The organism is Streptomyces sp. AA1529 (genome assembly GCF_000280905.1).
In the GTDB taxonomy this organism is placed as follows: Bacteria; Actinomycetota; Actinomycetes; order Streptomycetales; family Streptomycetaceae; genus Streptomyces.
The window spans coordinates 15168-39446 of sequence record NZ_ALAP01000046.1 but is presented as its reverse complement, the minus strand read 5'-3'; the positions used below and the strand labels follow the sequence as shown (position 1 = coordinate 39446).

Here is a 24279-nt window from a genome sequence, read left to right as displayed (position 1 = left end):
CGGTGAGGCAGCTGAGCTGCACAAACGACTCCATTGTCGCCCTGCGCCGCGGGACTGCGGGTCAACCGATCGGATGACCAGGCCATCGGCCGTCCCCTCCCCGCGGCCCAGCCGGTACGCCGACGCCCGGGCCCTGTCCGCGGCGGAGGCTGGAGACACGGCACCGGCCCCGGGGACGGCACGGGACACAGGACCGACCCGCCGCGGGCACAACCCGCAGCGCGCTGTGCTCCGGCCGGCCCCACACAGCCCGAACCCGCCCCGGGGCGGACTGCCCGATACAGCCCACGGACGACGAGACGACCGGAGTTCCCAGCCATGCAGCACCAGGCCAAGAAGTTCCTCACCCCCGCCAAGACCGTCTCCTGCGCGGCGGCCCTCGCCCTGGCCGGCGCCGGCACATTCGGCGTGCTCTCCGCCTCGGCCCAGGCCCCGTCGGCCGGCGCGGCCACCGCCGCCCCGGCTGCGCCCGAGGCGAAGACCACCACCACCCGGCACCTGAGCGCCGACGCCGCCACCGACGCCGCGCGGTCCGCACTGGCGGCCGCCGAGAAGGAGGGCCGACAGGTGACCGTCGCGGTGGTCGACCGCAACGGCAACACGGTCGTCACCCTCCGCGGCGACGGCGCTGGGCCGCAGTCCTACGAGTCGGCGGTCGAAAAGGCGTACACCGCGGTCTCCTGGAACGCCTCCACCTCGAAGCTGACCGAACGGCTGGAGTCCGCCCCGAACCTGAAGGACATCCCCGGCACACTGTTCCTGCCGGGCGGGGTGCCGGTGACCCACCGGGGCACGCCGATCGCCGGAATCGGCGTGGCAGGTGCCCCCTCCGGGGAACTGGACGAGAAGTTCGCCCGCGCCGGTCTCGCCGGCATCAGCGAACACCGCTGATCCCGTCCCGCCACACCGAGCACCGCCGACCGCACCGGCGGGAGATCCTTTCTGTGCGCGGAGCGGGCTTGCGGCGGCCGTGCGGCAGGAGCGTGCCCCGGCCGCCGAGTGGCAAGGCGGGCACCGCGGCTGTCGTGGCCCGCCGGGCAAGTACACCCGTCGCTGCTGCCGGCGCACGGTCCGACGCAACCGCCGACGGCACCGACACGACCATCGCTGTCGTCAGGAAGCTGTGGCAGCGCACACTCCCCGAGCCGCCGAGATGCCCGAGGCGGACTTCTCCGCGACGGGCGGCAATTCCACCGACACGCTGCGGCTGTCGTACCTGATGCGGGGTGAGTTCTCCGTGCTGTTCGGCATCGACGACGTGTTCCGTGCGAATACGGTGATCTCCAGGGCACAGTCTCGTCAACAAGCTGGGCTGCAGGGGGACGTCCGCATGTCAGGCGGACGGCGGCGGGGGAGGGAAGCGCATGAGCCTCGGTCCGGAGTACCGGCGGATCTGGACAGGGAACGCCACCTCGAATCTCGCCGACGGCATCACATTCATCGCGCTGCCGCTCATCGCGGCGGACCTGACCGGCTCTCCCGCGGCGATCGCCGGCCTCCCCCTCGCGTACTCGGTCCCGAGGATCCTCGCCGTCCTCGGCCTCGGAATCCTCATCGACCGCTGCGACCGGCGGGTCCTGCTGTACCTGTCCAACTTCTCCCGCGCGGCGGTCTTCGCCGTCCTCACCGTCCTCGTGGCCACGGACACCGTCACCCTCGTCGCCCTCTGCACCACCTTCGTGATCATGGGCGTCATCGAGACCCTGTCGGACAACACCGCCTTCGCGGTGCTGTCGAAGGCCGTTCGGGGAAGCGGGCTCGACCGGGCCAACTCGCAGATCACGAGTACTCAACTCGTCGTCGACGAATTCGTCGGACCGCCGCTCGGTGGCCTGCTGTTCGCCGCTGCGGCCTTCGCTGCTCCAGGCATCAACACCCTCGTCTTCCTGGCCGCCGGAGTCAGCTTCTCCCTCCTCAGGGGCGACTACCGGGCCGCGCCGGCCGAGACGGTACCCAGCAGCGTCTGGGCAGACATCCGCAAGGGCGTCTCCTGGACCTGGCGCGACAAGATCATGCGGACCACCGTCCTCATCGGCACCTTCGCCGCCGTCGGCTACATGATCCCCTTCTCGTACCTGGTGCTGTACGCCAGGGACGTGCTCGGGCTCGACTCCACCGAGTACGGCCTGCTGCTCTCGGTATCCGCACTGGGCGGCCTCGCCGGGGCCGGGATAGCCGCGAAGCTCCGCCGCATGCTCGGGTATGGCTTGTCGATCACAGTGGCCCTCGTCATCGGGTCCGCCTCGTTCGTGCTGATCTCGGTGACGGAGAACCTCATCGCGGTCGCCCTCGCCCTCGCCACGTACATCGGGCACGCCGCCCTGTGGAACGTCCTCGCCGCCTCCGTGCGACAGAAGGCCACCCCCGACCACCTGATGGGCCGCATGCTCTCGGCGACCCGTCTGATGTCCTTCGCCGGCCTGGCGCTCGGGGCGTTCCTGGGCGGCCGGCTCGCCGACGCGCTCGGTCTGCGAACACCGTTCCTCGTCGCCGGCGCCCTCTTCGCCGCAGCCAGCCTGATCAGCCTGCTGGCCATCCCCCTCTTCCGGTCCTGGGAGAGGGGGCGAGAAGACCAAGAGACAGCCGAGACGGCAGGGGCCACCGCGACCGAGCCGGAAGGGAAACCGGCCCACGACGACGAGCCGACACGCGTGCACAGGAACGACCGGCGGCCGGGCTGAGGACCGGATGGTCTTCCCGGGGTTCGCGCACCGCAGCAACCGGACAAGCCGATCTGCACCGTCCCGAAGCGGTGACGCCCCGCGTAGCGGCATGATCGGCTGTTGAACGACCGGCTGGGGGTGGAACGCCGGTGTCCCGGCCCCAGATGCGCCCTCACCCACACACAAGGAGCGAGAGTGTCTGACGGCATCCTGTGGCTGCCCGATACCTGGTACAGCCCGAACCTGTTCATCACCTTCGCCCGAGGCTTGAGCCCGCACGAGCTCGCCGTGCGGCTCGGCGCCGAGCCGACAGGATTCCTCGACCCGATCACCATGGCAGAGGCCGAGTCTCTGACCAGCCGGGAGGGAGCGGCGCGGACAGCCCGTTTCGGCGCATGCGCAGGCTGGTCCTTCGCGGTCGAACAAGGCCGGCCGTCCAAAGCATGGTGGGCCCACCCGTCCATGTCAGCGGGCGGGGTCGAAGTGCTGCACCTCACGCCGAAGCCCGACGACCCGCCCAAGGAAGTCTGGTACTACCGCGACGGTGCGACGATCGGGTGGTTCAACATCGGTGAGCGCCCCGACGACGGGACGGAGTTCCTGATCCCCGCACTGGAAGAGGCCGGCTTCTTCGACACGACGTTGCACGAGGACGAGGTGCTGATCACGCTGCGGGCCCTGCAGGAGCACTTCGGTCTCTCGCTGCCGCGTCAGCAGATCCTCACCGGGCGCCTTCCATCCGCAGTGACCGCGAAGACGCCGCCGGAAAACCTCGGAGACTGACAAGCCGTTCACGCCCGATCAGTACAGCCATGCAAGAGCTCGCACCCTGCTGCTCGGCTTCGCCTCACCACCGCCGCAGCCGTCGGTCTGGCTGCTGAGCGGAACCGGTCGGAAGGGTTGACGGAGAGGCGCCAGACGCTGAGGCAGTTCGCAGCCGAGAGCGTGGCCGGCCGCCCCTTCGCGCGGGTGTCGGTGGAGCCGGAGCCGAGCGAGGGGGTTGAGGCCCGAGCCGTGCAGCCGGACCCGTACCTCGCCGAACGTCCGGACCGGGTCGCACGTTCGGCGAACTGGAGCGATTCGGAGGCGCCGTGGGGCGTCCGGATGACGGATTTCACCATGTCATCTCTCACCCGCCCTTCGCCCGTCCGTGAGGAGAGGAGTCCCGAATCGTGCCGGGATTCCCCGGCTGCTCCACACGAGCCCCGGGCATCTGCCCGGCGGCATGGGCGGGGCACTGTCACGGGCCGGCGCCGACGGGGAACTGCCCTCGGCCGCCGTCAGCGGCACCCCGTGAACCGTTTCGCTGACGGCCCAGGCGCAGCGGCAGGTAGGCCGACGGGGGGCGGGCGCCAGCGCGCCGAGCGCCCCGGACAGCGCGCTTCCGGCGACCACCGCCCCGACGACGCCGGGGCCGATTCCGGAATTCGCCGGCAGAGAAGTCAGCTGGGTGGATCCATGGAGAAAACGAGAGTCGCCACGAATGCCAGGAGGTACATGCCGGTGATGCGGTCTCTCCCGCTGCGCTGCGGTGGCTGCTCCCGCATGCCGCTCCCTGACCCCGAGCCCTCCGCCTCGCTCGCTCCGTGGCCTCTTTTGCAAGGCGAAGAACGCCAGGACGGCGACGACGGCCGACACGATCGAAGGGCCGTGTGGCCCCCGAGGCTCGCCAGCAAGGATTATGCAGCGGCGGACCGCTTGGACGTTCGACTGGAGCCGCAGTGATCAGGGTCATAACGTCCGACCCGCTGAACACGCACGTCCGTTCGTCGTCGCGGCTAGTGTTGCGCCCTGTACGTCAAGTGACGGATTTGGGGGATGCGATGAGGGAGTCACAAGAGGCAGGGCGAAGAGCGCTATACGGCACAGGTGCCATCGGCCACAACAGGGTGGCCGGTCTGGCCGTGCTGACGGCTGTAGCTGTGTTGCTCACCGGCTGCGGCGGCTCAGCGGCCGAGGGGGACAAGAAGGCTCCCGAGCCGGAGGGCGTCGTCACCGAGGCGGAAGCCGCCAAGATCGTCGACCGGTATGTCAGTGTCAACAACCGGGCCAACAAGACGAACGACGGAAAGCTGCTGTCCACCGTCGAGGGCGGAGCCCTCCTTGAGCAGAGCCAGGCCGGCTACAAGGCGGACGCCGACCTCAGCAAGAAGGAACAGGCCGCGTCCGCGGAACCCTTCTCCTACGTGGACCGCACCTACCTCATTCCCAGGAAAGGCAAGGCCACGTGGTTCGCGGTCAAGACCCGGACCAAGGACAAGGAAGGCACGAGCAAGTACCCGCAGCTGATTGTCTTCGACCGGGACAAGGGCAAGGGGAAGGCGAAAGGCGAGTGGAAGAACGTCGCGAGTGTCTCTCTCGTCGACGACGAGAAGAAGACGGTCCCCCTCGCCAAGGACAAGGACGGTTTCGTCCGTGTCCCGGCCGACGGTTCCGGCTCGGCAGGCAGCAGCGCCGCGGGCGTTGCGGAGTTGTCCACGTCGCTTGCCGACCTCTACACCATCCGTGGCCCCCTCTCCTCCTCCGAGTTCGCCGACACCAAGGCTGCCCGTTCAGTGCACGAGATCCCGAAGGAAGTGGGAAAAGACCTGGGAGAGAGGGCCACCGCCCAGTTCAAGGAAGGCGAGTCGGAGCACGAGAAGGCCTACACGTTCCGGACCCGCGACAAGGGCACGTACGCCGTCTTCAACACAGCAGTGGACGTGGACCAACAGGTCATCGCCGACAACCTGGAGATGGTCCCCGGGCCGAACCTGCACCCCTTCGTCGGTAAGAAGCCGAGCAAGGGGTTTTCACTCCACTGGCTGCACCAGTCCTCCGCCGTCCTCCCCGCGCACGGCAAACCCCAGCTGCTCGACTATGAGGTCGAACTGACCGGTGTCCGCCGCCTGCACCACGCCTCCGGCGCCACATGACCGCTGGCAACCCCACCCTCCTCCGGCCCCGGTCTGCCCTCTTGAGTCCGGCCGAAGGACGGTCTGACCCGCACCACGCTCGGCCACCAGCGGCTGCACATCGCCTTCGTCACCGCACCCCCGGGCCCGCGGCGGGCGGCAAAGCGCACGTCCTCACCCTCGAACCCCCATCTACGCGCCACTCCACGCGCTCTACCTCCACCACACCACCTGCCCCAGCCGCACCACGTTCCTCACCCAGGTGAGACTCTGAGCGGGCGACTTCCGGCGCATGCAGACAGGTGCTCGGTTCCTGGCCTCCGCCGGCCCACTGTGGACAGTCCTGACAGTGCTGCTGCCCGTGGCCAGGACGGGGGGCCCGGGTGCCGCGCTCGCGGATCGCGCGGGAGGAGCGGGAGGAGTACGCCTTGTCGGCCAGGACCGAGTCCGGCCCGGCGCGAGTCCGGCGTTCGGTGTCGCATCCGACCCTTCCCCGCCCGGTATCGTCCCGGAGTCAGTCCAGGGCGGCGGAGCGCGCCAGGAGCTGGGCAGTGGCGTGGTGCCGGCGATGGGGGTGCAGCAGGCGGCGCATGGCGCTCAGGCGGTGGGCTACGCGAGAGGAGTGCAGGACCGGGTAGGCGTCGAGGAACATCCGCCAGTGGGCGAGGGCGGTGTCGAGGTGCCCCTGTGCGAGGCAGCTTTCGGCGAGCCGGGCGCGGGTGAGGGTGGCCGCCTGCCGCTCGGTGGGATCGCGTAGCCGCAGGGACGTGGCGAGGGCGCGGGCGGAGCCCGCCGTGTCGCCGAGGGTGGCCAGCATTTGGGCCCGCTGATAGTGCAGCGCCGCGGCTGGATAGTGACTGAAGGGGCCCGGCGCTGCGCTGGGTGCCTGCTGGTGGAGGCGTTCGGCGACGGCCAGCGCGTCGAGCGCGGCCCGCGCGCTGTGGTGGGCTTGCATGACGGCGAGCTGGGCCTGGGCGTACGCGCCGACGGTCCCGTCCGCGGCGCGTGCGCTGTCGGCGGCACGTTCGGCCAGGTGCAGCACCGCGGAGGTGTGGTGGCCCATGTCGTGTGCGTGGGTGGACATCGTGCGCAGGGCGATGGCGAAGGTGGCCGCATCCCCGGCCTCGGCGGCGAGCTGCGCCGCGGTGTGCTGGTAGTGCTGGGCCAGGGCCTCGGCGCCGCCGTCCGCGCTCATGCCGCCGAGCAGCAGCGCGAGTTGGGCCGCGCCGACCAGCAGGTGGTGGCGCGCGTTCTCGGTGGCCGGGGCGTGCAGGTACCCCGTCACGTCCCGGGCCAGGTAGGCGGCCAGCGCCGAGCGGACGTGGCCGGGGCCGTGCAGCTGTGCCGCCTCGGCGAAGACCCGGGCCATGGTCCGCATCTCCTCGGCCTCCGCGTGCCCGGTCCGGCCTCTGGTACGGGGCGGCCGCTGCCGCGGTTGCGCCCCGGGTGTCTGCTCCGAGCGCCAGACGTCGAGCACCGTGAGGCTGTACGTCCCGGTGTGCAGCGTATGGCGGCTGCGGGGATCCATTTCGGCGCGGGTGAGGACAGTCAGCCTGTGCAGCGGGTCGGCCTCCCAGGAGAGGTCAAGCACCGTGGCCGGAGCGCTGCTCAGGCCTGCCTCGGCGGCGCTGACGGGCCGTTGCAGACGCCGTGAGAGTGCCTGCAGCAACAGCTCCGGCGCGGGCGGCCGGGGAGTGGTGCCGCCGAGCCAGCGCGAGACCGTCGAACGGTCGCAGGCCAGCCGCTGCGCGTGTTCGTCGGCCAGCTTCCGCAGTGCGGTGGCGAGTTGGGCGCCACTCCAGTCGGCTTCCTGGAGCAACGTGTGCAGGCGGGTGTTGCGCGTCCGGGGCACCTTTCCCTCCTGACCCGGGAAGTCTCTGCTCACCGTCGTATTCCTCGCCTCCCGGGGTGTGAAGGCGAGACGGCCGCGGCAGGCGTGCACGCGTATATCGTTCGTGTTCTTGTGAATGCGCCGCGCGGGGTGCGTGCCAGTGCTGCTGGACGCCGCAGTCGGCCTGGTCCGGGCCCGGCGCGGCCGGGGACCCCCGGTTCGGCCGTCCGGCTCCGACCACGGATTTCACAAGTGCGCGATCCCGCATCGGTCGCACCACTTCCGGCGCCGCAGCCCTTTGTCGCGCCGGGGCCCGTCGCGGTGCACTGGGTTCGGACGGGCAGCCACTGCCTCGTACGACACGGTCCGGCTCGTACGCCGTGGCGCGGCTCGACGGAATCGGTCCGTATCGCCGCCACCGATCGCGGAGCACCACTCGATCCCCTCACCCGGAACTGGAGTTGGACATGGACACATCCGCCGTTCGGTCTTCTGGACGAGAGGACGCACGGCCCCGGGGGGAGATCGCCGTCATCGGCGTGGGCTGCCGCTTCCCCGGCGGTATCGATTCGCTCTCCGGCCTGTGGAAGCTGCTGGACACGAAGGACCATACGATCGGCCCCGTCCCCGCCGACCGCTGGACGCCCGAGACGCTGAAGGAACTGCCACCCGACGTGGCCGAGCGGATGCGGTGGGGCTCGTTCCTGGAGGACGTCTTCTCCTACGAGCCCGACTTCTTCGGGATCAGCGAGCACGAAGCACCCTGGGTCGACCCGCAGCACAGGCTGCTGCTGGAGGTCGCCTGGGAGGCCTGCGAGCACGCGGGCATACCGCCCACCAGTCTTGCCGGGGAACGGGTGGGGACGTTCTTCGGCCTGTACTCGCGGGACTATCTGCTGCGCTCCCAGCGTCCGCTGGAGGACACCGACCCGTACGCCATCCACAGCGGGACCGACAGCATGGCCGCCGGACGGCTGGCCTTCCTGCTGAACCTGCAAGGACCCCAACTGACCATGGAGACCGGCTGCGCCTCCGGCCTGGTCGCCGTGCACACCGCCTGCCAGAGCCTGCTGAACGGCGAGTCGAACATGGCGCTGGCCGGCGCCGCCTCGCTCACCCTGGACCCCGAGGGCACGGTACTGCCCGCCCGGTGGTCCTTCTTCTCGCCGACCGGACGGTGCCACTCCTTCGACGCGGCGGCCGACGGCTACGTGCGCGGCGAGGGCTGCGCCGTCGTCGTCCTCAAACGGCTGTCCGACGCACGGCGCGACGGTGACCGTGTGCTGGCCGTCGTACGCGGCTCGGCCGTCAACCAGAACGGGCGCCGCAGCTCCCGTCTGATGGCCACCTCGCAGACCGCGCAGGCCGACGTCTACCGGGAAGCGCTCGACCACGCCGGCATCCGGGCCGGACAGGTGGGCCTGGTCGAGGCGCACGGGCCGGGGACGGCGGTGGGCGACCCGCTGGAGTTCGCCGCCATCGCCGCTGTGTACGGGCAGGGCGAAGGGCCCTGCGCCGTCGGGTCGGTGAAGACCAACATCGGGCACACCGAGCCGGTCGCCGGGCTTGCCAGTCTGCTGAAAGCGGTCTGCTGCCTGCGGCACGGGGCCATCGCGCCGAATCTGCACTTCCACGACCTGAACCCGGAGATCGATGCGGCGGACACCCGCCTCTACGTGCCGACGGAGTCGCACCCCTGGGGCGTGCCGGGCCCCCGTCGGGCCGCGGTCTCCTCCTTCAGCGTCTCCGGAACCAACTGCCACGTGATCATGGAGGAGCCCGAGGAGCCCGGAGACGGGGAGGAAAACCACCCCGAGGAGGGAGGTGAGCAACGGGCCGAAGACGGTGGCGGCGGGTCCCGGGACAGCGGGAGCGCGGCAGGAGAGCGGGTCTTCCTGCTCTCCGGCGGGACCCGCCCCGCCACCCGGACCGCCGCGGGCCGGCTCGCCGACTGGCTGGAGGGCGAGGGGACGACAGCGCCCCTGGCGGACGTGGCGCACACGCTCGCCACCCGCCGTACGCACGCCCGGCACCGGGTCGGCGTGGTCGCCGGGCGGCGCTCCACACTCGTGGACCGGCTCAGGGCATACGCGGCGGAGTCACCCGGCGAGGGCGTCACAGCCGACAAGGTGGTCGCCGAGGCGGGCCAGGGGCCGCTGTGGGTCTTCTCCGGGCACGGCTCCCAGTGGGCCGGGATGTGTGCGGGGCTACTGGACAGCGAAGCCGTCTTCACCTCGGTCATCGACACGCTGGAGCCGCTGATCGGCGCCGAGACCGGGCTCTCCCTCCGGAAGACGCTCACCTCCCGCGCGGAGATCTCCGCCATGGGCACCGTGCAGCCCGTCATCTTCGCCGTCCAACTCGGCCTGGCCGCCATGTGGCGTGCGCACGGTGTGGAGCCGGCCGCAGTCGTCGGACACTCCATGGGCGAGGTGGCGGCCGCCGTCACGGCGGGCGCGCTCAGCCTGGAGGACGGGGTGCGGGTCATCTGCCGCCGCTCCCGCCTGGTCGAACGTACGGCCGGGCAGGGAGTGATGGCGTCCGTCGAACTGAGCAGGTCAGAGGTCGAGGACGACCTCGCCCGAGTCGGGGCCGACGGGGTGGCCGTCGCCGTCGAGGCGGCGCCCCGCAGCACGGTCGTCGGAGGGGACGCCGCGCAGGTCGAGCGCCTGGTGGACGAGTGGAAGGCGCGGGAGGTGATGGCGGCGCCGATCAGCGTCGAGATCGCCTCGCACACCGCGCAGATGGATCCGATCCTGGCGGAGCTGCGCGACGCACTGTCCGGCGTGCAGCCCCGGAAGCCGGACCTGCCCTTCTACAGCACCGTCGCGGACGACCCGCGCGCTCCCGTCGAGTGCGACGGTGCCTACTGGGCGACCAACCTGCGCAGCACCGTACGGCTGGCCCGTGCGGTCGGCGCGGCTGCGGAGGACGGCCACCGGCTGTTCGTGGAGATCAGCCCGCACCCCCTGCTGGGCCAGGCCGTACGCTCCACCGCGGCGGAACACACCCACACCCGCACCACCTACGTCCCTTCGCTGCTGCGGGAGACCCCCGAGAAGCCCACCTTCCTCGGCCATCTGGCCGGTGCGCATTGCGCGGGCCACCCCGTCGACTGGCAACGCCCCTATGGTGCGGGGAGGTTGGCGGACGCGCCGCCCACGAGCTGGGAGCGGCGCACGTACCAGATCGACCGTCCGGCGAGGGCCGCCGCCTCCCCGGAGCAGGAAGGGGGCCACCATCCCCTCACCGGACCTCGAGTACTGGACCCCGACGGCGAGAACCGGCACCTGTGGCAGGCCACTCTGAGCTCCGCCACCCTCCCGTGGCTGGGCGACCACCGGATCAACGGTGTGCCGGTGCTGCCGGGCGCCGCCTTCTGCGAAATGGCGCTGAGCGCCGCGACCGACATCTTCGAATCCGGCATGCGGCAGGTCGAGGTCACCGACGTGGAACTGCGCCAGTTCCTGCCGCTGCGCGGCGACACCGAGGTCACGGCGACCGCCACCGTACGGGGCCAGGGGCGCGGCACCTGGAAGCTCACCGTGCCCGACGCGGACGGCGCGGGCCGCTGCCACGCCACGGCGGAACTGCGCCTGATCGAGGAGGCGCGGAAGGAGGACACGGAGCACCCGCCGGGCCGCGACCTCGCAGCGCTGAAGGCCGGCCACGACGAGACCGTCGATCCTTCCGGGCTCTACGCGCAGATGCGCCAGGAGCGCGGGATCGAACACGGGCCCGCCTTCGCCGGGATCACCGCACTGGCCGTACGTGGCGGCAAGGGGCCCGTGACGGCCCTGGCGGACATCGAACTGCCCGCTGGGGCGCGGATCGGCACGCGGCGGCTGCACTGGCACCCGGTGCTGCTGGACGTGGGACTCCAGGTGGCGGGCGCCGCCTGGTTCGCCACCACCGCGGTCGAGTCCGGCAGCATGGTGCCCCGCCGGATCGGGCTGCTGCGTGCCTACGGCGACGTGGTCGACGCGCGGCACTGCCACGTCCGGCTCGACCATGCCGACGCGCACGCGTGCACCGCCCACCTGCAACTGCTCACCGGATCGGGCGAGGTGCTGGCCGAGGCGTCCGGCGTCGAGTTCGTCCAGGTGCCCTCCCACACGCCCGAGGAGCAGTTCGACAGCAGGCTGCTGCGGACCGTGTGGGAGGAGGCGCCCCTGGACTCCTCACCGGAGCGGCCGGCCTCGGCATGGACGCTGTGCCCCGAACCGGAGACCACCGACCAGGCCGCGGCGCTGGCCGAGGCGCTGGGCGCGCACGCTGCGCACGCCACGGTCCTGCCGCTGCCGCACCCCGCGACGGCCGACACCGACGCGTTCACGGCGCGGCTGCGCACCTGCCTCCAGGAAGGGGAGGCCGTCGAGCGGAACGTCGTCTACCTGCCCGCCCGCGACACCGCTGTGGACGCCGGCAGCCCTGCGCAGGCCCGCGACCGGGTCCTGCGCCTGATCCGCCTGGCCCAGCCGCTGGCCGACCCGGCCCTGGCGCAGGAGACCCCGGCGCGGCTGTGGACGGTCACCTGCGCCGCACAGGAAGTGGTGGAAGGCGACCAGCCGCTGCTCGGCCAAGCGGGACTCCAGGGACTCTGCCGCGTCCTCAGCTACGAGCACGCCGAACTGCGGCCCACCGTCATCGACATCGAGCCTGCCACCAGCCCCGAGGAACTCGCCGGCGAACTCCTGGCCTGCCCTCCCGACCAGGACCAGATCGCCCACCGTGCGCACACCCGCCTACTGGCCCGACTGCACAACGTGCCGATGGCCCGGGACGAGCGGCAGCTCCGCACAGTCGACTGGAGCCGGGACAACGTCACCCTCCAGCGCGGCGCCGTACGCACCACCAGCACCGTCGAACTGGTCGCCGGCGCCCGGAGGGCGCCCGGGCCCGAAGAGATCGAGATCGCCCTGGAGGCCACCAGCATCAACTTCGGCAACGTCCTGCAGGCCCTCGGCACGCTCGACCGCTTCCGCACCCCCGAGGGCGGGGCCCCCACCCCCTTCTTCGACGGCGCGGGCACCGTGGCCGCCGTGGGAGAGAACGTGACCGACGTCCAGGTCGGGGACCGGGTCGCCGCGCTCGTCTACCGGGGCGACGGACGGCTCGACTCGCTGATGAGCCGACGGGTGTGCGTCCGTGCGGACGCCGCCCTCCAGGTCCCCGACTGGATGGACCTGACGACGGCTGCCGGGCTGCCCGCCGCCTGCATGACCGCCTGGTACGCCTTGCGGCACCTCGCTCGACTCCGCGCGGGCGAGACCGTGCTGATCCACAGCGCCAGCGGTGGCACCGGCCTCGCCGCCGTGCACATCGCCCGGCTGTGCGGCGCCGAGATCATCGCCACCGCCGGCAGCGCGGCCAAGCGGGACTACCTGCGCGAGCAGGGCCTCACCCACGTCCTCGACTCCCGCGACCCCGACTTCGCCGACAAGGTGCGCGAACTGACCGAGGACCGGGGCGTGGACGTGGTGCTCAACGCGCTGACCGGCGCAGCGCAGGCGGCGGGGCTCGACGCGCTGGCCCGCCAGGGAAGGTTCATCGAGCTGGGCAAGCGCGACATCTACGCCGACTCGCGCATCGGCCTGCTGCCCTTCCGCCGCAACATCACGATGAGCAGCGTGGACCTGGTGCTGCTCCGGCAGACCGACCCGGCCCTCATCGCCGGGATCGTGCGGGAACTCGGCGAAGCGCTGCGCGGCGGCGACCTTCCGCCGCTGCCCGTCACCACCCACCCGGTGACCGAGGCCGCCGAGCCCTTCCACACCATGGCCGCAGCCCGGCACACCGGCAAACTCGTCCTCACCTGGCCGACGGAAGGCACCACCACGCTGCCCGTCGACCCCGAGGACGTCGAGGTCGTACGGACCGACGGCACCTACCTCGTCACCGGCGGACTGGGCGGCCTCGGCCTTCTCCTCGCCCGCCGGCTGGCCGACCTGGGAGCGTCGGCCATCGTCCTCAACAGCCGCTCGGAACCGGACGAGGACACCCGTACGGTCATCGAGGAGCTGCGGGCCACCGGCACCCGGGTCGAGGTGGTCAGCGGCGACATCAGCGCGGCCGACGTCGTGGCGGAAGCGGTGACGGCGGCGAAAGCGTGCGGACATCCGCTGCGCGGCGTCGTCCACGCCGCCGCCGTGGTCGAGGACGCCATCGCCACCAACATCGACCCCGCGCTCCTGGACCGGGTCTGGACCCCGAAGGCCACCGGAGCCTGGCGGCTGCACGAGGCCACGGCGGGGCTGCCCGAGCTGGACTGGTGGGCCGTCTTCTCCTCCGAGTCCTCGCTGCTCGGCCGCCCGGGACAGGGCAGCTACGCGGCGGCCAACGCCTGGCTGGACGAGTTCGCCGCCTGGCGCCGGGCCCAGGGGCTGCCGGCCGTCAGCATCAATTGGGGCGGCTGGGCCGAACACGGGCGCGGCGCCTACAACGAACAACTCGGCTACACCATGATCCGCCCGGCCGAGGGCCTCGCAGCGCTGGAGAAGATCCTCGCCCACGGCCGGCCACGCACCGGATACGGAGTCGCCGACCTGGCACTGCGCACGGCCTCCCACCCCGACACCGCAGCGCTCGCCTTCTTCGCGCCACTCATCGGCACGGACGGCGGGAAAGGCGGTTCGGGCGGCCTCGCGGCGGAGCTCGCGCACTGCGCCGAGGACGACCGGCGCGCCCTGCTGCGGGAGTGCGTCACCGGCCACCTGGTCGAGATGTTCCGCCTGGACCCCGACGAGTTCGACCCCCACACCTCGCTGGTCTCACTCGGCCTGGACTCCCTCCTCGCACTCCAGCTCCGCAACCGGATCGGCCGCGACACCGCACTGGAGTTCCCGGCCACCGCGATGTGGACCCACCCCACGGTCGAGGCCCTCACCGCACACCTGCTGAGTCTGCTCACGGACACGCAGAGCGCGGAGGGCGAACAGGACACCCCTCCTGCCCCGCTCGCCAGCGACGACGCCGCGCGGAACTGACCGGAAGAGGATCCACATGGACACGCACACGCAAGCGGTGGTGATCGGCGCCGGCCCGTGCGGGCTGGCCACGGCGGGCCAACTTCTGCGCCGGGGCGTACGGGTGCGGATCTTCGAGGCGTTGCCGGAACCGGCCCAGGGCAGCCGCGCGATCATGCTCTGGCCGCCGGCCCAGGCGGCACTGGACGACCTGGACATGCTGGACACGGCACGCGGTCAGGCGCACACCCCAGGCCGGCTCGACTACCACGGCGACACCGGACGGCTCGTCAGCGTCGGGCTGCACGCCCGGCACGCACCCCTGGTACTGCCCCAGTCCCGTACCGACGCGCTCCTGGAATCCGCCGTCCGGCGGTCCGGCGGCACCGTGGAACGGGACCGCCGGCTGGTCTCCCTCACCCAGCGGGACGACACGGTCGAGGTCGTCGTACGCGACGGCGCCGGGCGGCACGAACGGCTGCGCACCCGCTGGCTCATCGGCGCCGACGGCGTGCACAGCACGGTGCGTGAACTGCTCGGTGTCGCTTTCACCGGCAGCGCACTGCCCACCCCGTTCATCCTCGCCGAGGGGCCGCTGACCGGAGTCCACGTACCCGACGTGCCGTCCTACTTCCTCACCTCGCGCGGCGGCATGGTCATCGCGCCCCTGCCGGAGGGCCGCTACCGGGTCGCCGGGAGCGCGGTCGAGGGGCAGGAAGCCACCGCGGGGTTCATCCAGGACATCCTCGACACCCGTGGCCCCGGAGGGCTGCGGATGGACGACATCGAGACGCTCACCACCTTCAGCTCCTCCGAACGCATCGCCACGCGCATGCGGTCCGGGCGGGTCCTGCTGGTCGGGGACGCGGCCCACCCCCACTCGGCCGTCGGCGGCCAGGGGCTGAACCTGGGCCTCCAGGATGTCCGGAACCTCTCCTGGAAGCTGGCCGGCGTCCTCGGCGGCACGCTGGACGAGGCGGTCCTGGACACCTACGAGCCCGAACGCCTCGCCGCGGCACGCCAGATCGTCAAGGTCACCGGCGACGTGACCCGCGTCGCGCTCGCCCGGCCGCCCTGGAGCGGCCTGCGCAACGCCGTACTGCGGATCGCCGAACGGACCCCTTCTGCCCAGAGCCGGTACGCGGCCACGGTGGCGGGACAGCGGATCCGCTACCCGACGAGCGCACTCGGCCGGCCGGCCGGGTTCCGCCGTACGGGTCTGCCGGCGCCGGGCTGGGCCGCGGCAGCCACCACTGCGGGCGCCCGGTTCACCCTGCTCACCTGCGGCCCGTCGGACGGCCCGCTGTCCATCGCCGCCGAGGCTTTGACCCGCCGCTATCCGGCGCTGCTCAGCCACCACCAGCTGCCCCGGCGCCACCGGGAGTTCCTGCTGATCCGCCCCGACGGCTACGTCGCGGTACGGGGCAGGCCCAAGGACCTGCCCCGTACCGAGCGGCTGCTCACCGCCATCGGCTCCGACCCGCAACCCACCGAGAGGACAGCCATGCCGCACCGGCAGGACGACCATCAGACCTACGAAGCGCACGCGGCCACCTTCCGCAAGTGGGCCGACTCGATCATGGATGGCGATGTGGAGGCGTACGCCTCCTGCTGGGCCCCCGACGCGGTGGCGGAAGACATCGCCATGGGCATGGAAACCCGCGGTGTACGCGACATCAGGGCGGCAGCGGCGCGCTGGTTCGAGGCGATCGTCGACCAGAAGATCACCCTGCTCGCGCAGTTGGAGGGCGACGGGTACTCCGCCGTCATGTGGGAGCTGTCGGCCCAGGCCCAGGGCACGTTCACCGAACTGAGCACGGACGTACAGCCCGGCAGCAGGTTCACCAAGCAGGGCATGAGCGCCTTCCGCTTCAACGACCAGGCCCAGTTCGTGTGGGAGAGGTCCCACTGGGACCGGGCGAGCGTCCTGCGGCAGATCGAGGCCCCGCATGACGACTGAGACGGCCCGGCATGCCGAGACCGTCGGCTGCGCCGGGCTCGGCATGCTGGGAGCCGCCCTCGCGCAGCGGCTGGCCGACGCCGGTCACCTGAACGCGGTGTGGAACAGGACACCGGGCTGCGCCGTCGGCCTGGACACGGCAGGGGTACACAGGGCCGCCGGGCCGGCCGCTCTCATGCGCGAGTCCACGGTGCTCGTCCTGTGCGTCAGCGACAGCACCGCCGTGGAAGAGGTCACCTTCGGGCCAGGCGGCCTCGCCGAGGGTGCGGGCCCCGGCAAGGTGCTCGTCGACCACTCCAGCATCGGCCCGCAGGAGACCCGGTCCCTCGCCGCCCGGCTGGCCGCCGAGACCGGCGCGCACTGGCTCGACGCGCCGGTCTCCGGAGGACCGCAGGGCGCGGCCGCCGGAAAGCTCACCGTCCTCGCCGGCGGCAGCGCCGAGGACTTCGACCGGGTACGGCCCGTCCTTGATGCCTACGCCGGCCGCTGCACCCTGACCGGTCCCGTCGGCGCCGGGCAGGCGACCAAGCTGTGCAACCAGATCATCGTGGGCGCCACCTGCTGGGCGCTGGCCGAGGCCACGCTGCTGGCCGCCGCCTCCGACCTCGACTCCGACCGGCTGCCCGAATACCTCGAAGGCGGTTTCGCCGACTCGCGGCTGCTGCACGTCCTCCAGCCGATGCTCAAGCCCGGGGACACCCGCCGCTTCGGCTCCAGCGACCACCTGCTCAAGGACCTGGACACCGCGCTGAGCCTGGCACGGAGCGCGGGCTGCCCGCTGCCGGTCACGGCGAACGCGGCCGAACTCTTCCGTACCGCACGCAAGTGGTCCTCGCCCCTGCGCAACGGCGCCATCTTCGACTTCCTCGACGGACGGCCGGAACCCGGCCCCCGCCTGGAGACCGCACCACCGGACGGGATCCAGCCGGAACCGGGGCAGCCCGTCGCCGGGCGATCCGACGGCGCCTGAGTACGACCACGGGGGAGCGCGACGGCTCTCCCGGCCGCCGGCCCGACGGAGCCGCCGCCTCGCCCTTCCGACAACGGAGGAGACCCACCGATGAACGACGCACGCACCCCCCGGACCCGCACACCCGCGACCGTGGACCTGCGCCCGCACGCCGAGGCACTGCTCCGCGACCCGAACCCCGTCTACGCCCGGCTGCTGGAGCAAGGCCCCGTCCACCGGGCCGTCCAGCCCGACGGCGCCGAGGCCTGGCTCGTGCTCGGCTATCCCGAGGCGAAGGAGGCCCTGGCTCATCCGGCGCTGTCCAGCGACCCGGCACAGGCCGACCGGAACTGGCGCGCCCGTTACCTCGGGGACCCCGACACCACGGAGTTCCCGCACGGCCGCAACATGCTCAACTCCGACCCGCCCGAGCACACCCGGCTCCGCAAACCCACCACGCAGGCCTTCACACCGCGCCGCATCGAGGGCCTGCGCTCCACCGTGGAGGAACACACGGAACGGCTGATCCGGGCGCTCCCCGAAACGAAACCGTTCGATGTGATCGACGACTTCGCCGCACCCCTCACACTCAGCATGATCTGCACCGTGCTCGGCGTCCCCGACCTCGACCACGGACGTATCCGCGAGTGGGCCGACCGGGTCAGCTTCCCCAAGATCCCGCAGGACGCCATCACCGCGCGGCAGGACCTGATCCCGTACTTCGACGAACTGATCCGCACAAAGCGGCAGGAGCCCGGCACGGGGCTCTTCGACGCGCTGCTGGAGACGGCGGACACCGACCTGCTCTCCCACGAGGAGCTACGCGCCACGGCCTTCCTGCTGCTCCTCGCCGGACACGAGACCACCATCAGTCTCCTCTCCAACGCCGTCCTGTGCCTGCTCACCCACCCCGAACAACTCGCCCTGCTCCGCCGGAATCCGGACCTCGCCAACCAGGCCGTCCACGAAACGCTGCGTTTCGCGCCGCCCGCACCGAGTCCCTTCCCGCGGTTCGCCGCCGAGGACCTGACGCTCGATTCGACGGAAATTCCCGGTGACGGCAGCCACGTGAAAATCATGATCTCCAGCGCGCAGCGAGATCCTCGGGAATTCCCCGAACCCGATGTTTTCGACATCAGCCGCCCCCCGGGCTATCTCCTGGCGTTCGGGCACAGCATTCACGGATGCCCCGGCCGCTCGCTGGCCCACCTGGAGGCGAGCATCGCACTGCCGGCGCTCCTGGAGCGCTTCCCCGATCTGTCACTCGCCACCACCCCCGACAGGCTCAACTGGCGGGTCGGACCTCTGCTCCGAGCCCTCGACCATCTGCCGTGCCAGGCGCACGCTGCGGAGCGTCGACCCACGAAACCCACCCGTGCGGCATGACGCGCACTTCCCGAGAGAAAAAGGACGCACCCTCATGGAGACGCGCTTCTCTCCCCAGCCGCACAGGCTCTATCTGTGGATGGGTGCCGTACTTGTCGTCACCTATCTCATCGGATTCTTCCCGATGGCGGAATTCCTGCCACCGCCCAGCCCCGGCTGGTCGGCCGAGCGGCTGAGCGCGTGGATCGTCGAGCACCGACTCGGAACGCAAACGGCGTGCGTACTGATGATTCTCGGCGCCACCCTCTGCGGGCCCTGGGGAGCCGCACTGACCATCTGGACGCGGCGTACCGAAAGCCGCTTTCCTCTTCTCCACACCACGCAGGTGATCTCACTCGGCTGCGGCGTATGCCTCATCGTACTGGTCAACATCCTCTGGTCGGCCGCCGCCTACCGGGCCGGTGAGACCTCTCCGCAGATCACCCAGGCACTGTGGGACATGGGATGGTTCATATTCATCTTCTCCGTCCCGCCATTCATCGCCTGGTTCGTCTCGCTGGCACTGGGCATCCTCTGGAATCCGCCGGAACACCAGCACTTCCCGCGCTGGTCTGCCTATCTGACGCTCGCGCTGTGCCTGAACTGGGTCACGGACGTGGTCATCATTTTCTTCAAGAGCGGCCAGTGGACGTATTCCGGATTCACCGGGATGTGGCTCATCTTCGGCACCTTCTCGCTGTGGGTGTACGTGATGACGTATCTCGGCTTGAAGGCGGTGGCCCGCCAGGAACGGATCTCCCGGCAGGAAAATGCGGAAGGCGTGTATCACGCGCAGGCCGAGAGCGCGCGGCACGCCGGCCGTCTCCCGGCCGACCGAGAGTGAAAGGCAGGAATCCATGCCTCATGACGGCAACGGTACGTCGCTCGTCGCGGAGGAAGCTCAGCAGGCTCCCGCTCCGCACCAACGAACCGAAACCGACCGCACGGCCCCGTGGCTGCCCGGCGAGGTGGGTATCTGGGTATTTGTCCTCACCGACCTCATGATGTTCACCGCCTATTTCGCTGCGGTCATGAACGAACGCGGACACCACGGCCGGGACTTCGTGGCCGGACGCGCCGCCATGAACACCGATCTCGGCGTCGTCAACACCTTCCTGATGCTCACCGCCTCCCTCTGCATAGCCCTCGCCGTGCACGCCGTACGGGAATCGGAGCACCACACCTCCCGGCGCTTCCTGCTGGCCGCCGGGACCTGTGGCGCGCTGTTCATCGTCGCCAAGGCGATCGAATGGAGCAGCGCGGTCGGGGCCGGCCACACCCCGCAGACGAACGTCTTCTTCCAGATGTACTTCCTGCTCACCGGAATGCATCTGCTGCACGTGATCATCGCAATGCTCGTGCTGGCCCACATGTGGCATACGACCGGCCGGGGCACGGCACCGACAGGTACCAGGCGGCTGCGCTTCTTCGAGAACGGCGCCACCTTCTGGCACTTGACCGACACGCTCTGGATCGTTCTGTTCACCCTCTTCTACCTGGTCAGGTGAACCATGACCACTCCCGCACATCCCTCAGGCCGCCGATCCCTTCTCAGCGCCTGGGCGGCCCTGATGGCGCTCACGGCCCTGTCGTGGAGCCTCGCCGGCAGCGGACACGCAGGCCTCGGCGTCGAGCCGAGCACCGTCCTCATCGTCGTCCTCGCCTTCGTCAAGGTCCTCGTCGTGGGCTACGTCTTCATGGAACTGCACCGCTCGCTCCGCCGTCTGCGCACGGTCTACACCTGCTGGTGTGCGACCGTCTGCGCCATGATCGTCGCCCTCTATCTGCTGATGTGAACTGCCTGCTGATGTGCCCCGCACCTGCCGACCGCCCCCACCTGTTCCGATAGGAGAGCCCCGATGTCCGTCTTCGCCGAGCCTTCGACCGACCTCTCCCAGGACCACGCTCATCACTGTCTGGTCTACCTCGACGGCGCTCCGCACGGGCTCGGCGGCCTCATGCGGCTGACCGTGGGCACCACGGTCACCGCCCGGAAGATCGTGGTGACCCACTACGGACGCCACCAGCACTTCGAGTGGGCGCACACCACGAAGTCCGCCTCGGGAATCGAGGTTCCCCTCTACCGCTGGACCTACAGCACCTGCATCGCGGAATGAGTGCCCTCAGCCGATCCCGACCCCCGTCGCCAGGACAAGGGCCCGCACCAGGACCGCACGGGCCCGAGGCCCCAGGCCCTGCTCCCCGAAGCTGCCGTGAAGTCGCAAACGCCTCACTGTGTTGTCAGGACCTCGGCCTCTGTGCGAGGTTCGGCTACTTCGCCGTCGGCGAGGTGGCCAAGCCGGGGTGGGCCTGCTCGCCGGCTTCGGGGCAGGTCTCGTGTTCGGAGTGCTTCGCGAGCACCCGGTGGATGACAACGACGGTGGGTTTCTGACCCTGCTCCCGATCGGTGGGGATGATCGGGCCGGGCCGGATCTGCTCGACAAACCCGCCGCCCGCACGGCGCCGCAGCATGGTGGAGCATGTCATGGGTGATGACCGACCGAGGGCGACTCCCGGACGGGCGGTCCTTCATCCGTTCAGCCGTTCAGTGGTTTCCACACTTCGGCGTCTTCGTCCAGGGTGGGCACTCCCCAGTGCAGTGTCCTGTTCCGCAGCAGCCCTGCACCGGCTGGTGCCGGAGCAGGGTGTTCCAGGCCGTCTGCCATCTTCTCCAGGTAGGCGGCAAGTGAGTCAGCTATCGAGTCGTGTTCCTCGTTTCCCTCGTACCACTTGCGTACCTCACCCGTGGCTCCGTCGAGGTACAGCCCGTAGGTCTCATCGTCCACGGCGAACGAACAAAAGGGTATCCACTCGGGCTGCCAGTGAAGATCTTCTTCCGGTTCGTATTCCTCCTCCTCTTCCCGCTCTTTCTGGAGGTCCATGTGAAGCCGGTGGGCCCAGGACACCCTGGGCAGGGTCATCAGCGCCCAGTCGTCCAGCATGAAGACTGATCCTTCTCCCTCGGTCACGCCCTCGTTCAGCCGCCACAGCGCCCGCAGCTGCTCCGGGAGGTGCACGTCGAGGTCGCTTTCCAGGGCGGCAAGCTGCTCTTCGGAGGCGCCCCGTCTGAGCGTGGCGTGCGAGGCCGGAGCGTGCTCACCCAGCCAGGCTTCGATGCGCTGCCACGCGGCAGCAACGCGGCAGGCCTTTTCTTCCTCCTTCGCGGCCGGCGGCGGCTGCTGTGCTCCTTTGGAAGGCAGATCATCCCTCATGCTCCAAGCCTTCCACGGAAGCCCGTGCGGACGCCGGGCAAGGTGCCCGATCTCGGGAGGCAGGCCGGTGATCGGTCCTCGTCCGCGCGCTCGCTACGGCGGCAGCACCCACCTCATGCGCGAGCGGATCGGTGCCGACTCCCGGCCGGCACCACCCCCGAACTCGGACCCTGCCGACCGGGCCCGGAGCGCCGTCTTCCCCGGCCGCCGACCAGATGTGCTCACCGGACATCGGCGTGCCGTCACACAATCCCCGTTCGGGTAATGTGCGAGTCCCTACTTAGATGAAGGCCCTGGTGGCGCTCGAGGTGTGTGGTGGTGGGCGCGCAGCATTTACATGACCCTGGCGGTGTCCGCCGGGGTGGGCGCGGGATCGCCGTGGACGGCCCGCCGTACGAGATCGGGCGTGGGGTTCCGGTGACCTCTCTCCCGCCGGGCGGGATCGTGTTCTTTCGCGGGGCGGAGCTGATGTGTGCTGTGGTGGTGCTGAGTGCTGCGAAGATCCAGAGGCGTAACGCGTGGCGCTACTACATACGCGATGTCGCGTTCGGGGACGGTCGTCGAGCAATGCTCAAGACCTGCGGTGCTCGATGGCCTTGCGGCGGTGGTCGAGTCGGGTGATCAGCCGTCGCATCTCGGCGAGACTGAGGTGGATGAGTGGCAGAGAATCCGTCTCTGCTTTCCCGGCATCCAGTTGGCGGGCCCGCAGGACGGTCAGGCAGGCGTGGGCGGCCATGGCGAGGTGGATTGGCCGGTTGGCGACCTGACCGTCGCGGATCCTCACGTGGATGGCGTCGATGAAGACCACCGGACAGACCCGGTCGAGCGGACGGTTTTGCCATCCGGCATGTCCTCGATCACCGAGGCGGTGACGGTCGAGATCGTCTGCTCGGACGCACTGGCCCCGTGGCCTTCGGCCGGGTGCGCGGATATTCCACCGTGGGTGAGGCCCTTCGCCGACAGCGACAGGACCATCTCTTCCACCCTGGACAGACGACGCCGCCGCTTGCGGACAATGGCCGGCTCGAAGCTGCCCTCGACAACGCGGGGCACGTTGACCTTGAAGGGACCAGCGTCGGTGGTCACCGTCTTCGCCCGGCGCCCGTTGCGGGAGTTGCCGCCGTTCCTCCCGGCCGCGTCGTGCTTGTCGTAGCCGAGGTGGTCGCTCATCCCACTGTCGAGTGCGGACTCCAGGACCCGTTTGGTCAGCTGCTGCAGCCCGCCCTCACCGGTCAGCTGCAGCCCCTCGGCGCGGGCCCGGTCGACCAGCATCCCGACCAGCTGGTCATCCACCGCATCAGTCCCGGCCGCCGCCTTCGACGGCTCCACGGGCTCCTCAGCGGCGTCGGCCCCGTTCACAACATCAGTCATCCGGTGTCACTCCATGATCGGCAGTTCCACCATTTGTTGTACGCATCCGTCCAGGATCGGACTTGTATCCGATGAGTACATGTTTGTCGCCACTGGAGCGGTGCGTCTCGCTGTGGGGGAATCCCGCCTCTCTGAGGAGTGCGGTGAATTCATCGGCTGTGCGGTGTCGTCCCTGGGTTTCCAGATGCATGGTGAGGTTCATTGCCGACGTGGCGAGGGGCCCCTGGCGGGAGTTGTCGAAGAGTCTGTCCATCACGAGCACCCGTCCGTGCTCTGGACAGCCACGGTGTGCCTTGCGCAGCAGCTGGAGGCAGTCTTGGTCGGGCCAGTCCGACAGGATGTAGCCGAAGGCGATGCAGTCACCTTCGGGGAAGTCGTCGGTGAAGAAGTCGCCCGGTTTGAAGGTGAGTCGGTCACCGAGATCGTAGGCGGTGCGGGTTTCTTCGAGGTAGGGCTGGACCTGGGGGAGATCGAACACTGTTGCTCGGAGCGCGGGTGAGGTGTGCAGCGCCGCGACCGCGAACGGGCCGCTGGCGCCGCCGACGTCGACCAGGTGGACGGTGTCTGCCAGCCCGGCGAGCGCGGCGAGTTCCTTGGAGGGAGCGAAACTGAGATCCCACATGGCGTTGAGGAAGGCGCGGGTGGCCTCGTCGTTGCGGTAGAGGGAAGCGAACGGCTGGGAACCGGGGCTGTCCACAGAATCCTTGCCGTGGCGGAGATAGGAGTCGAGCCGCGGCATCCTGCCCGCTGTTTCTTCGACGAGGTGGTTGATGAATCCGCCGATGTACTGCTCGTCGTCGGGGTCGAGGAAGGGCCGCATGGTCGCCGGGAGGCTGTAATGACCGGTGGGCGCGCGCTGGATTATCTCGAACGCGGTCAGAGCCAGCAGCATTCGCTCCAGTGTGTCGTCGTCGAGGCCGAGTTCCGTGGCGATGTCATCCGCGAGGCTTGGCCCGTTGGCCGCAAGGTGGGTGAACACATGGTGACGGTCGGCCAGGTGCAGGACCGGTGTTGCGATCACGCCGAACAGGGTCTTCTCCAGGGTGCTCGGCAGCATGAGGTCCTCCTG

16 protein-coding genes and 2 pseudogenes are annotated in these 24279 nt (G+C 70.3%); 12 read left to right on the top strand and 6 right to left on the bottom strand.

Features of this window, described 5'->3' with window-relative positions:
• Window positions 1-318 precede the first annotated feature (318 nt).
• From A949_RS0114050 to A949_RS0114030, 4 genes are all read left to right on the top strand, one after another.
• Window positions 319-891: a GlcG/HbpS family heme-binding protein gene (locus A949_RS0114050; protein ID WP_019356652.1), complete on the top strand. Its 573-nt coding sequence runs from the start codon at window positions 319-321 to the stop codon at window positions 889-891.
• A 473-nt stretch (window positions 892-1364) separates the two neighbouring features.
• The gene (locus A949_RS0114045) at window positions 1365-2681 is read left to right on the top strand and encodes an MFS transporter (RefSeq protein WP_019356651.1); all 1317 of its coding nucleotides are present in this window, start codon (window positions 1365-1367) and stop codon (window positions 2679-2681) included.
• 177 nt (window positions 2682-2858) lie between these two features.
• Complete coding sequence (locus A949_RS0114040) at window positions 2859-3446, top strand: hypothetical protein (RefSeq protein ID WP_019356650.1); 588 nt, start codon at window positions 2859-2861, stop codon at window positions 3444-3446.
• Window positions 3447-4567: 1121 nt separating this feature from the next.
• Window positions 4568-5578: a hypothetical protein gene (locus A949_RS0114030; RefSeq protein ID WP_158687585.1), complete on the top strand. Its 1011-nt coding sequence runs from the start codon at window positions 4568-4570 to the stop codon at window positions 5576-5578.
• Between the two features lie 493 nt (window positions 5579-6071).
• Here the strand turns inward: A949_RS0114030 and A949_RS0114025 are convergent, their stop codons facing one another.
• Window positions 6072-7442 (bottom strand): hypothetical protein, encoded by a 1371-nt coding sequence (locus A949_RS0114025; RefSeq protein ID WP_237735830.1) that lies wholly within the window; start codon window positions 7440-7442, stop codon window positions 6072-6074.
• 413 nt (window positions 7443-7855) lie between these two features.
• Between A949_RS0114025 and A949_RS33405 the strand changes: the two genes are divergently transcribed.
• The 8 genes from A949_RS33405 (at window position 7856) to A949_RS33380 (ending at window position 20744) form a co-directional block, all read left to right on the top strand.
• Window positions 7856-14374, top strand: a complete 6519-nt coding sequence (locus A949_RS33405) for a type I polyketide synthase (RefSeq protein ID WP_063826260.1) — start codon at window positions 7856-7858, stop codon at window positions 14372-14374.
• Between the two features lie 16 nt (window positions 14375-14390).
• The gene (locus A949_RS33400; RefSeq protein ID WP_019356645.1) at window positions 14391-16313 is read left to right on the top strand and encodes an FAD-dependent monooxygenase; all 1923 of its coding nucleotides are present in this window, start codon (window positions 14391-14393) and stop codon (window positions 16311-16313) included.
• The gene (locus A949_RS33395; protein ID WP_019356644.1) at window positions 16303-17283 is read left to right on the top strand and encodes an NAD(P)-dependent oxidoreductase; all 981 of its coding nucleotides are present in this window, start codon (window positions 16303-16305) and stop codon (window positions 17281-17283) included. The genes A949_RS33400 and A949_RS33395 overlap by 11 nt, the downstream gene beginning before the upstream one ends.
• Window positions 17284-17373: 90 nt before the next feature.
• On the top strand, window positions 17374-18648 hold the full coding sequence (locus tag A949_RS33390; protein ID WP_019356643.1) for a cytochrome P450 family protein: 1275 nt from the start codon (window positions 17374-17376) through the stop codon (window positions 18646-18648).
• A gap of 34 nt (window positions 18649-18682) precedes the next feature.
• Complete coding sequence (locus A949_RS0114000; protein WP_019356642.1) at window positions 18683-19471, top strand: hypothetical protein; 789 nt, start codon at window positions 18683-18685, stop codon at window positions 19469-19471.
• A 13-nt stretch (window positions 19472-19484) separates the two neighbouring features.
• Entirely contained in the window at window positions 19485-20135 is a 651-nt protein-coding gene (locus tag A949_RS33385; protein WP_019356641.1) for a cytochrome c oxidase subunit 3, read from the top strand.
• 3 nt (window positions 20136-20138) lie between these two features.
• Entirely contained in the window at window positions 20139-20423 is a 285-nt protein-coding gene (locus A949_RS0113990) for a cytochrome C oxidase subunit IV family protein (RefSeq protein WP_037785543.1), read from the top strand.
• Between the two features lie 63 nt (window positions 20424-20486).
• The gene (locus A949_RS33380; protein WP_019356639.1) at window positions 20487-20744 is read left to right on the top strand and encodes a DUF5988 family protein; all 258 of its coding nucleotides are present in this window, start codon (window positions 20487-20489) and stop codon (window positions 20742-20744) included.
• 154 nt (window positions 20745-20898) lie between these two features.
• Here A949_RS33380 and A949_RS0113980 read toward each other — a convergent pair whose 3' ends face one another.
• The 5 genes and pseudogenes from A949_RS0113980 to A949_RS0113965 form a co-directional block, all read right to left on the bottom strand.
• The gene (locus A949_RS0113980) at window positions 20899-21114 is read right to left on the bottom strand and encodes a hypothetical protein (RefSeq protein WP_019356638.1); all 216 of its coding nucleotides are present in this window, start codon (window positions 21112-21114) and stop codon (window positions 20899-20901) included.
• A 50-nt stretch (window positions 21115-21164) separates the two neighbouring features.
• Entirely contained in the window at window positions 21165-21839 is a 675-nt protein-coding gene (locus tag A949_RS33375; RefSeq protein ID WP_019356637.1) for an SMI1/KNR4 family protein, read from the bottom strand.
• A gap of 621 nt (window positions 21840-22460) precedes the next feature.
• A pseudogene (locus A949_RS38515) lies at window positions 22461-22596 on the bottom strand (IS701 family transposase); the annotation flags it as partial.
• A pseudogene (locus tag A949_RS33370) lies at window positions 22570-23210 on the bottom strand (transposase); the annotation flags it as partial. The pseudogenes A949_RS38515 and A949_RS33370, both read right to left, overlap by 27 nt.
• Complete coding sequence (locus A949_RS0113965; RefSeq protein WP_019356636.1) at window positions 23203-24267, bottom strand: methyltransferase; 1065 nt, start codon at window positions 24265-24267, stop codon at window positions 23203-23205. The gene A949_RS0113965 and the pseudogene A949_RS33370, both read right to left, overlap by 8 nt.
• Between the last annotated feature and the right edge of the window lie 12 nt (window positions 24268-24279).

Excerpts from the sequence above, each read along its gene's own strand:
- A949_RS0114050 (WP_019356652.1), top strand. The coding sequence starts at position 319 with ATGCAGCACCAGGCCAAGAAGTTCCTCACCCCCGCCAAGACCGTCTCC.
- A949_RS0114045 (WP_019356651.1), top strand. The coding sequence starts at position 1,365 with ATGAGCCTCGGTCCGGAGTACCGGCGGATCTGGACAGGGAACGCCACC.
- A949_RS33405 (WP_063826260.1), top strand. The coding sequence starts at position 7,856 with ATGGACACATCCGCCGTTCGGTCTTCTGGACGAGAGGACGCACGGCCC.
- A949_RS33400 (WP_019356645.1), top strand. The coding sequence starts at position 14,391 with ATGGACACGCACACGCAAGCGGTGGTGATCGGCGCCGGCCCGTGCGGG.
- A949_RS33395 (WP_019356644.1), top strand. The coding sequence starts at position 16,303 with ATGACGACTGAGACGGCCCGGCATGCCGAGACCGTCGGCTGCGCCGGG.
- A949_RS33390 (WP_019356643.1), top strand. The coding sequence starts at position 17,374 with ATGAACGACGCACGCACCCCCCGGACCCGCACACCCGCGACCGTGGAC.
- A949_RS0114000 (WP_019356642.1), top strand. The coding sequence starts at position 18,683 with ATGGAGACGCGCTTCTCTCCCCAGCCGCACAGGCTCTATCTGTGGATG.
- A949_RS33385 (WP_019356641.1), top strand. The coding sequence starts at position 19,485 with ATGCCTCATGACGGCAACGGTACGTCGCTCGTCGCGGAGGAAGCTCAG.
- A949_RS0113990 (WP_037785543.1), top strand. The coding sequence starts at position 20,139 with ATGACCACTCCCGCACATCCCTCAGGCCGCCGATCCCTTCTCAGCGCC.
- A949_RS33380 (WP_019356639.1), top strand. The coding sequence starts at position 20,487 with ATGTCCGTCTTCGCCGAGCCTTCGACCGACCTCTCCCAGGACCACGCT.
- A949_RS0113980 (WP_019356638.1), bottom strand. The coding sequence starts at position 21,114 with ATGACATGCTCCACCATGCTGCGGCGCCGTGCGGGCGGCGGGTTTGTC.
- A949_RS33375 (WP_019356637.1), bottom strand. The coding sequence starts at position 21,839 with ATGAGGGATGATCTGCCTTCCAAAGGAGCACAGCAGCCGCCGCCGGCC.
- A949_RS0113965 (WP_019356636.1), bottom strand. The coding sequence starts at position 24,267 with ATGCTGCCGAGCACCCTGGAGAAGACCCTGTTCGGCGTGATCGCAACA.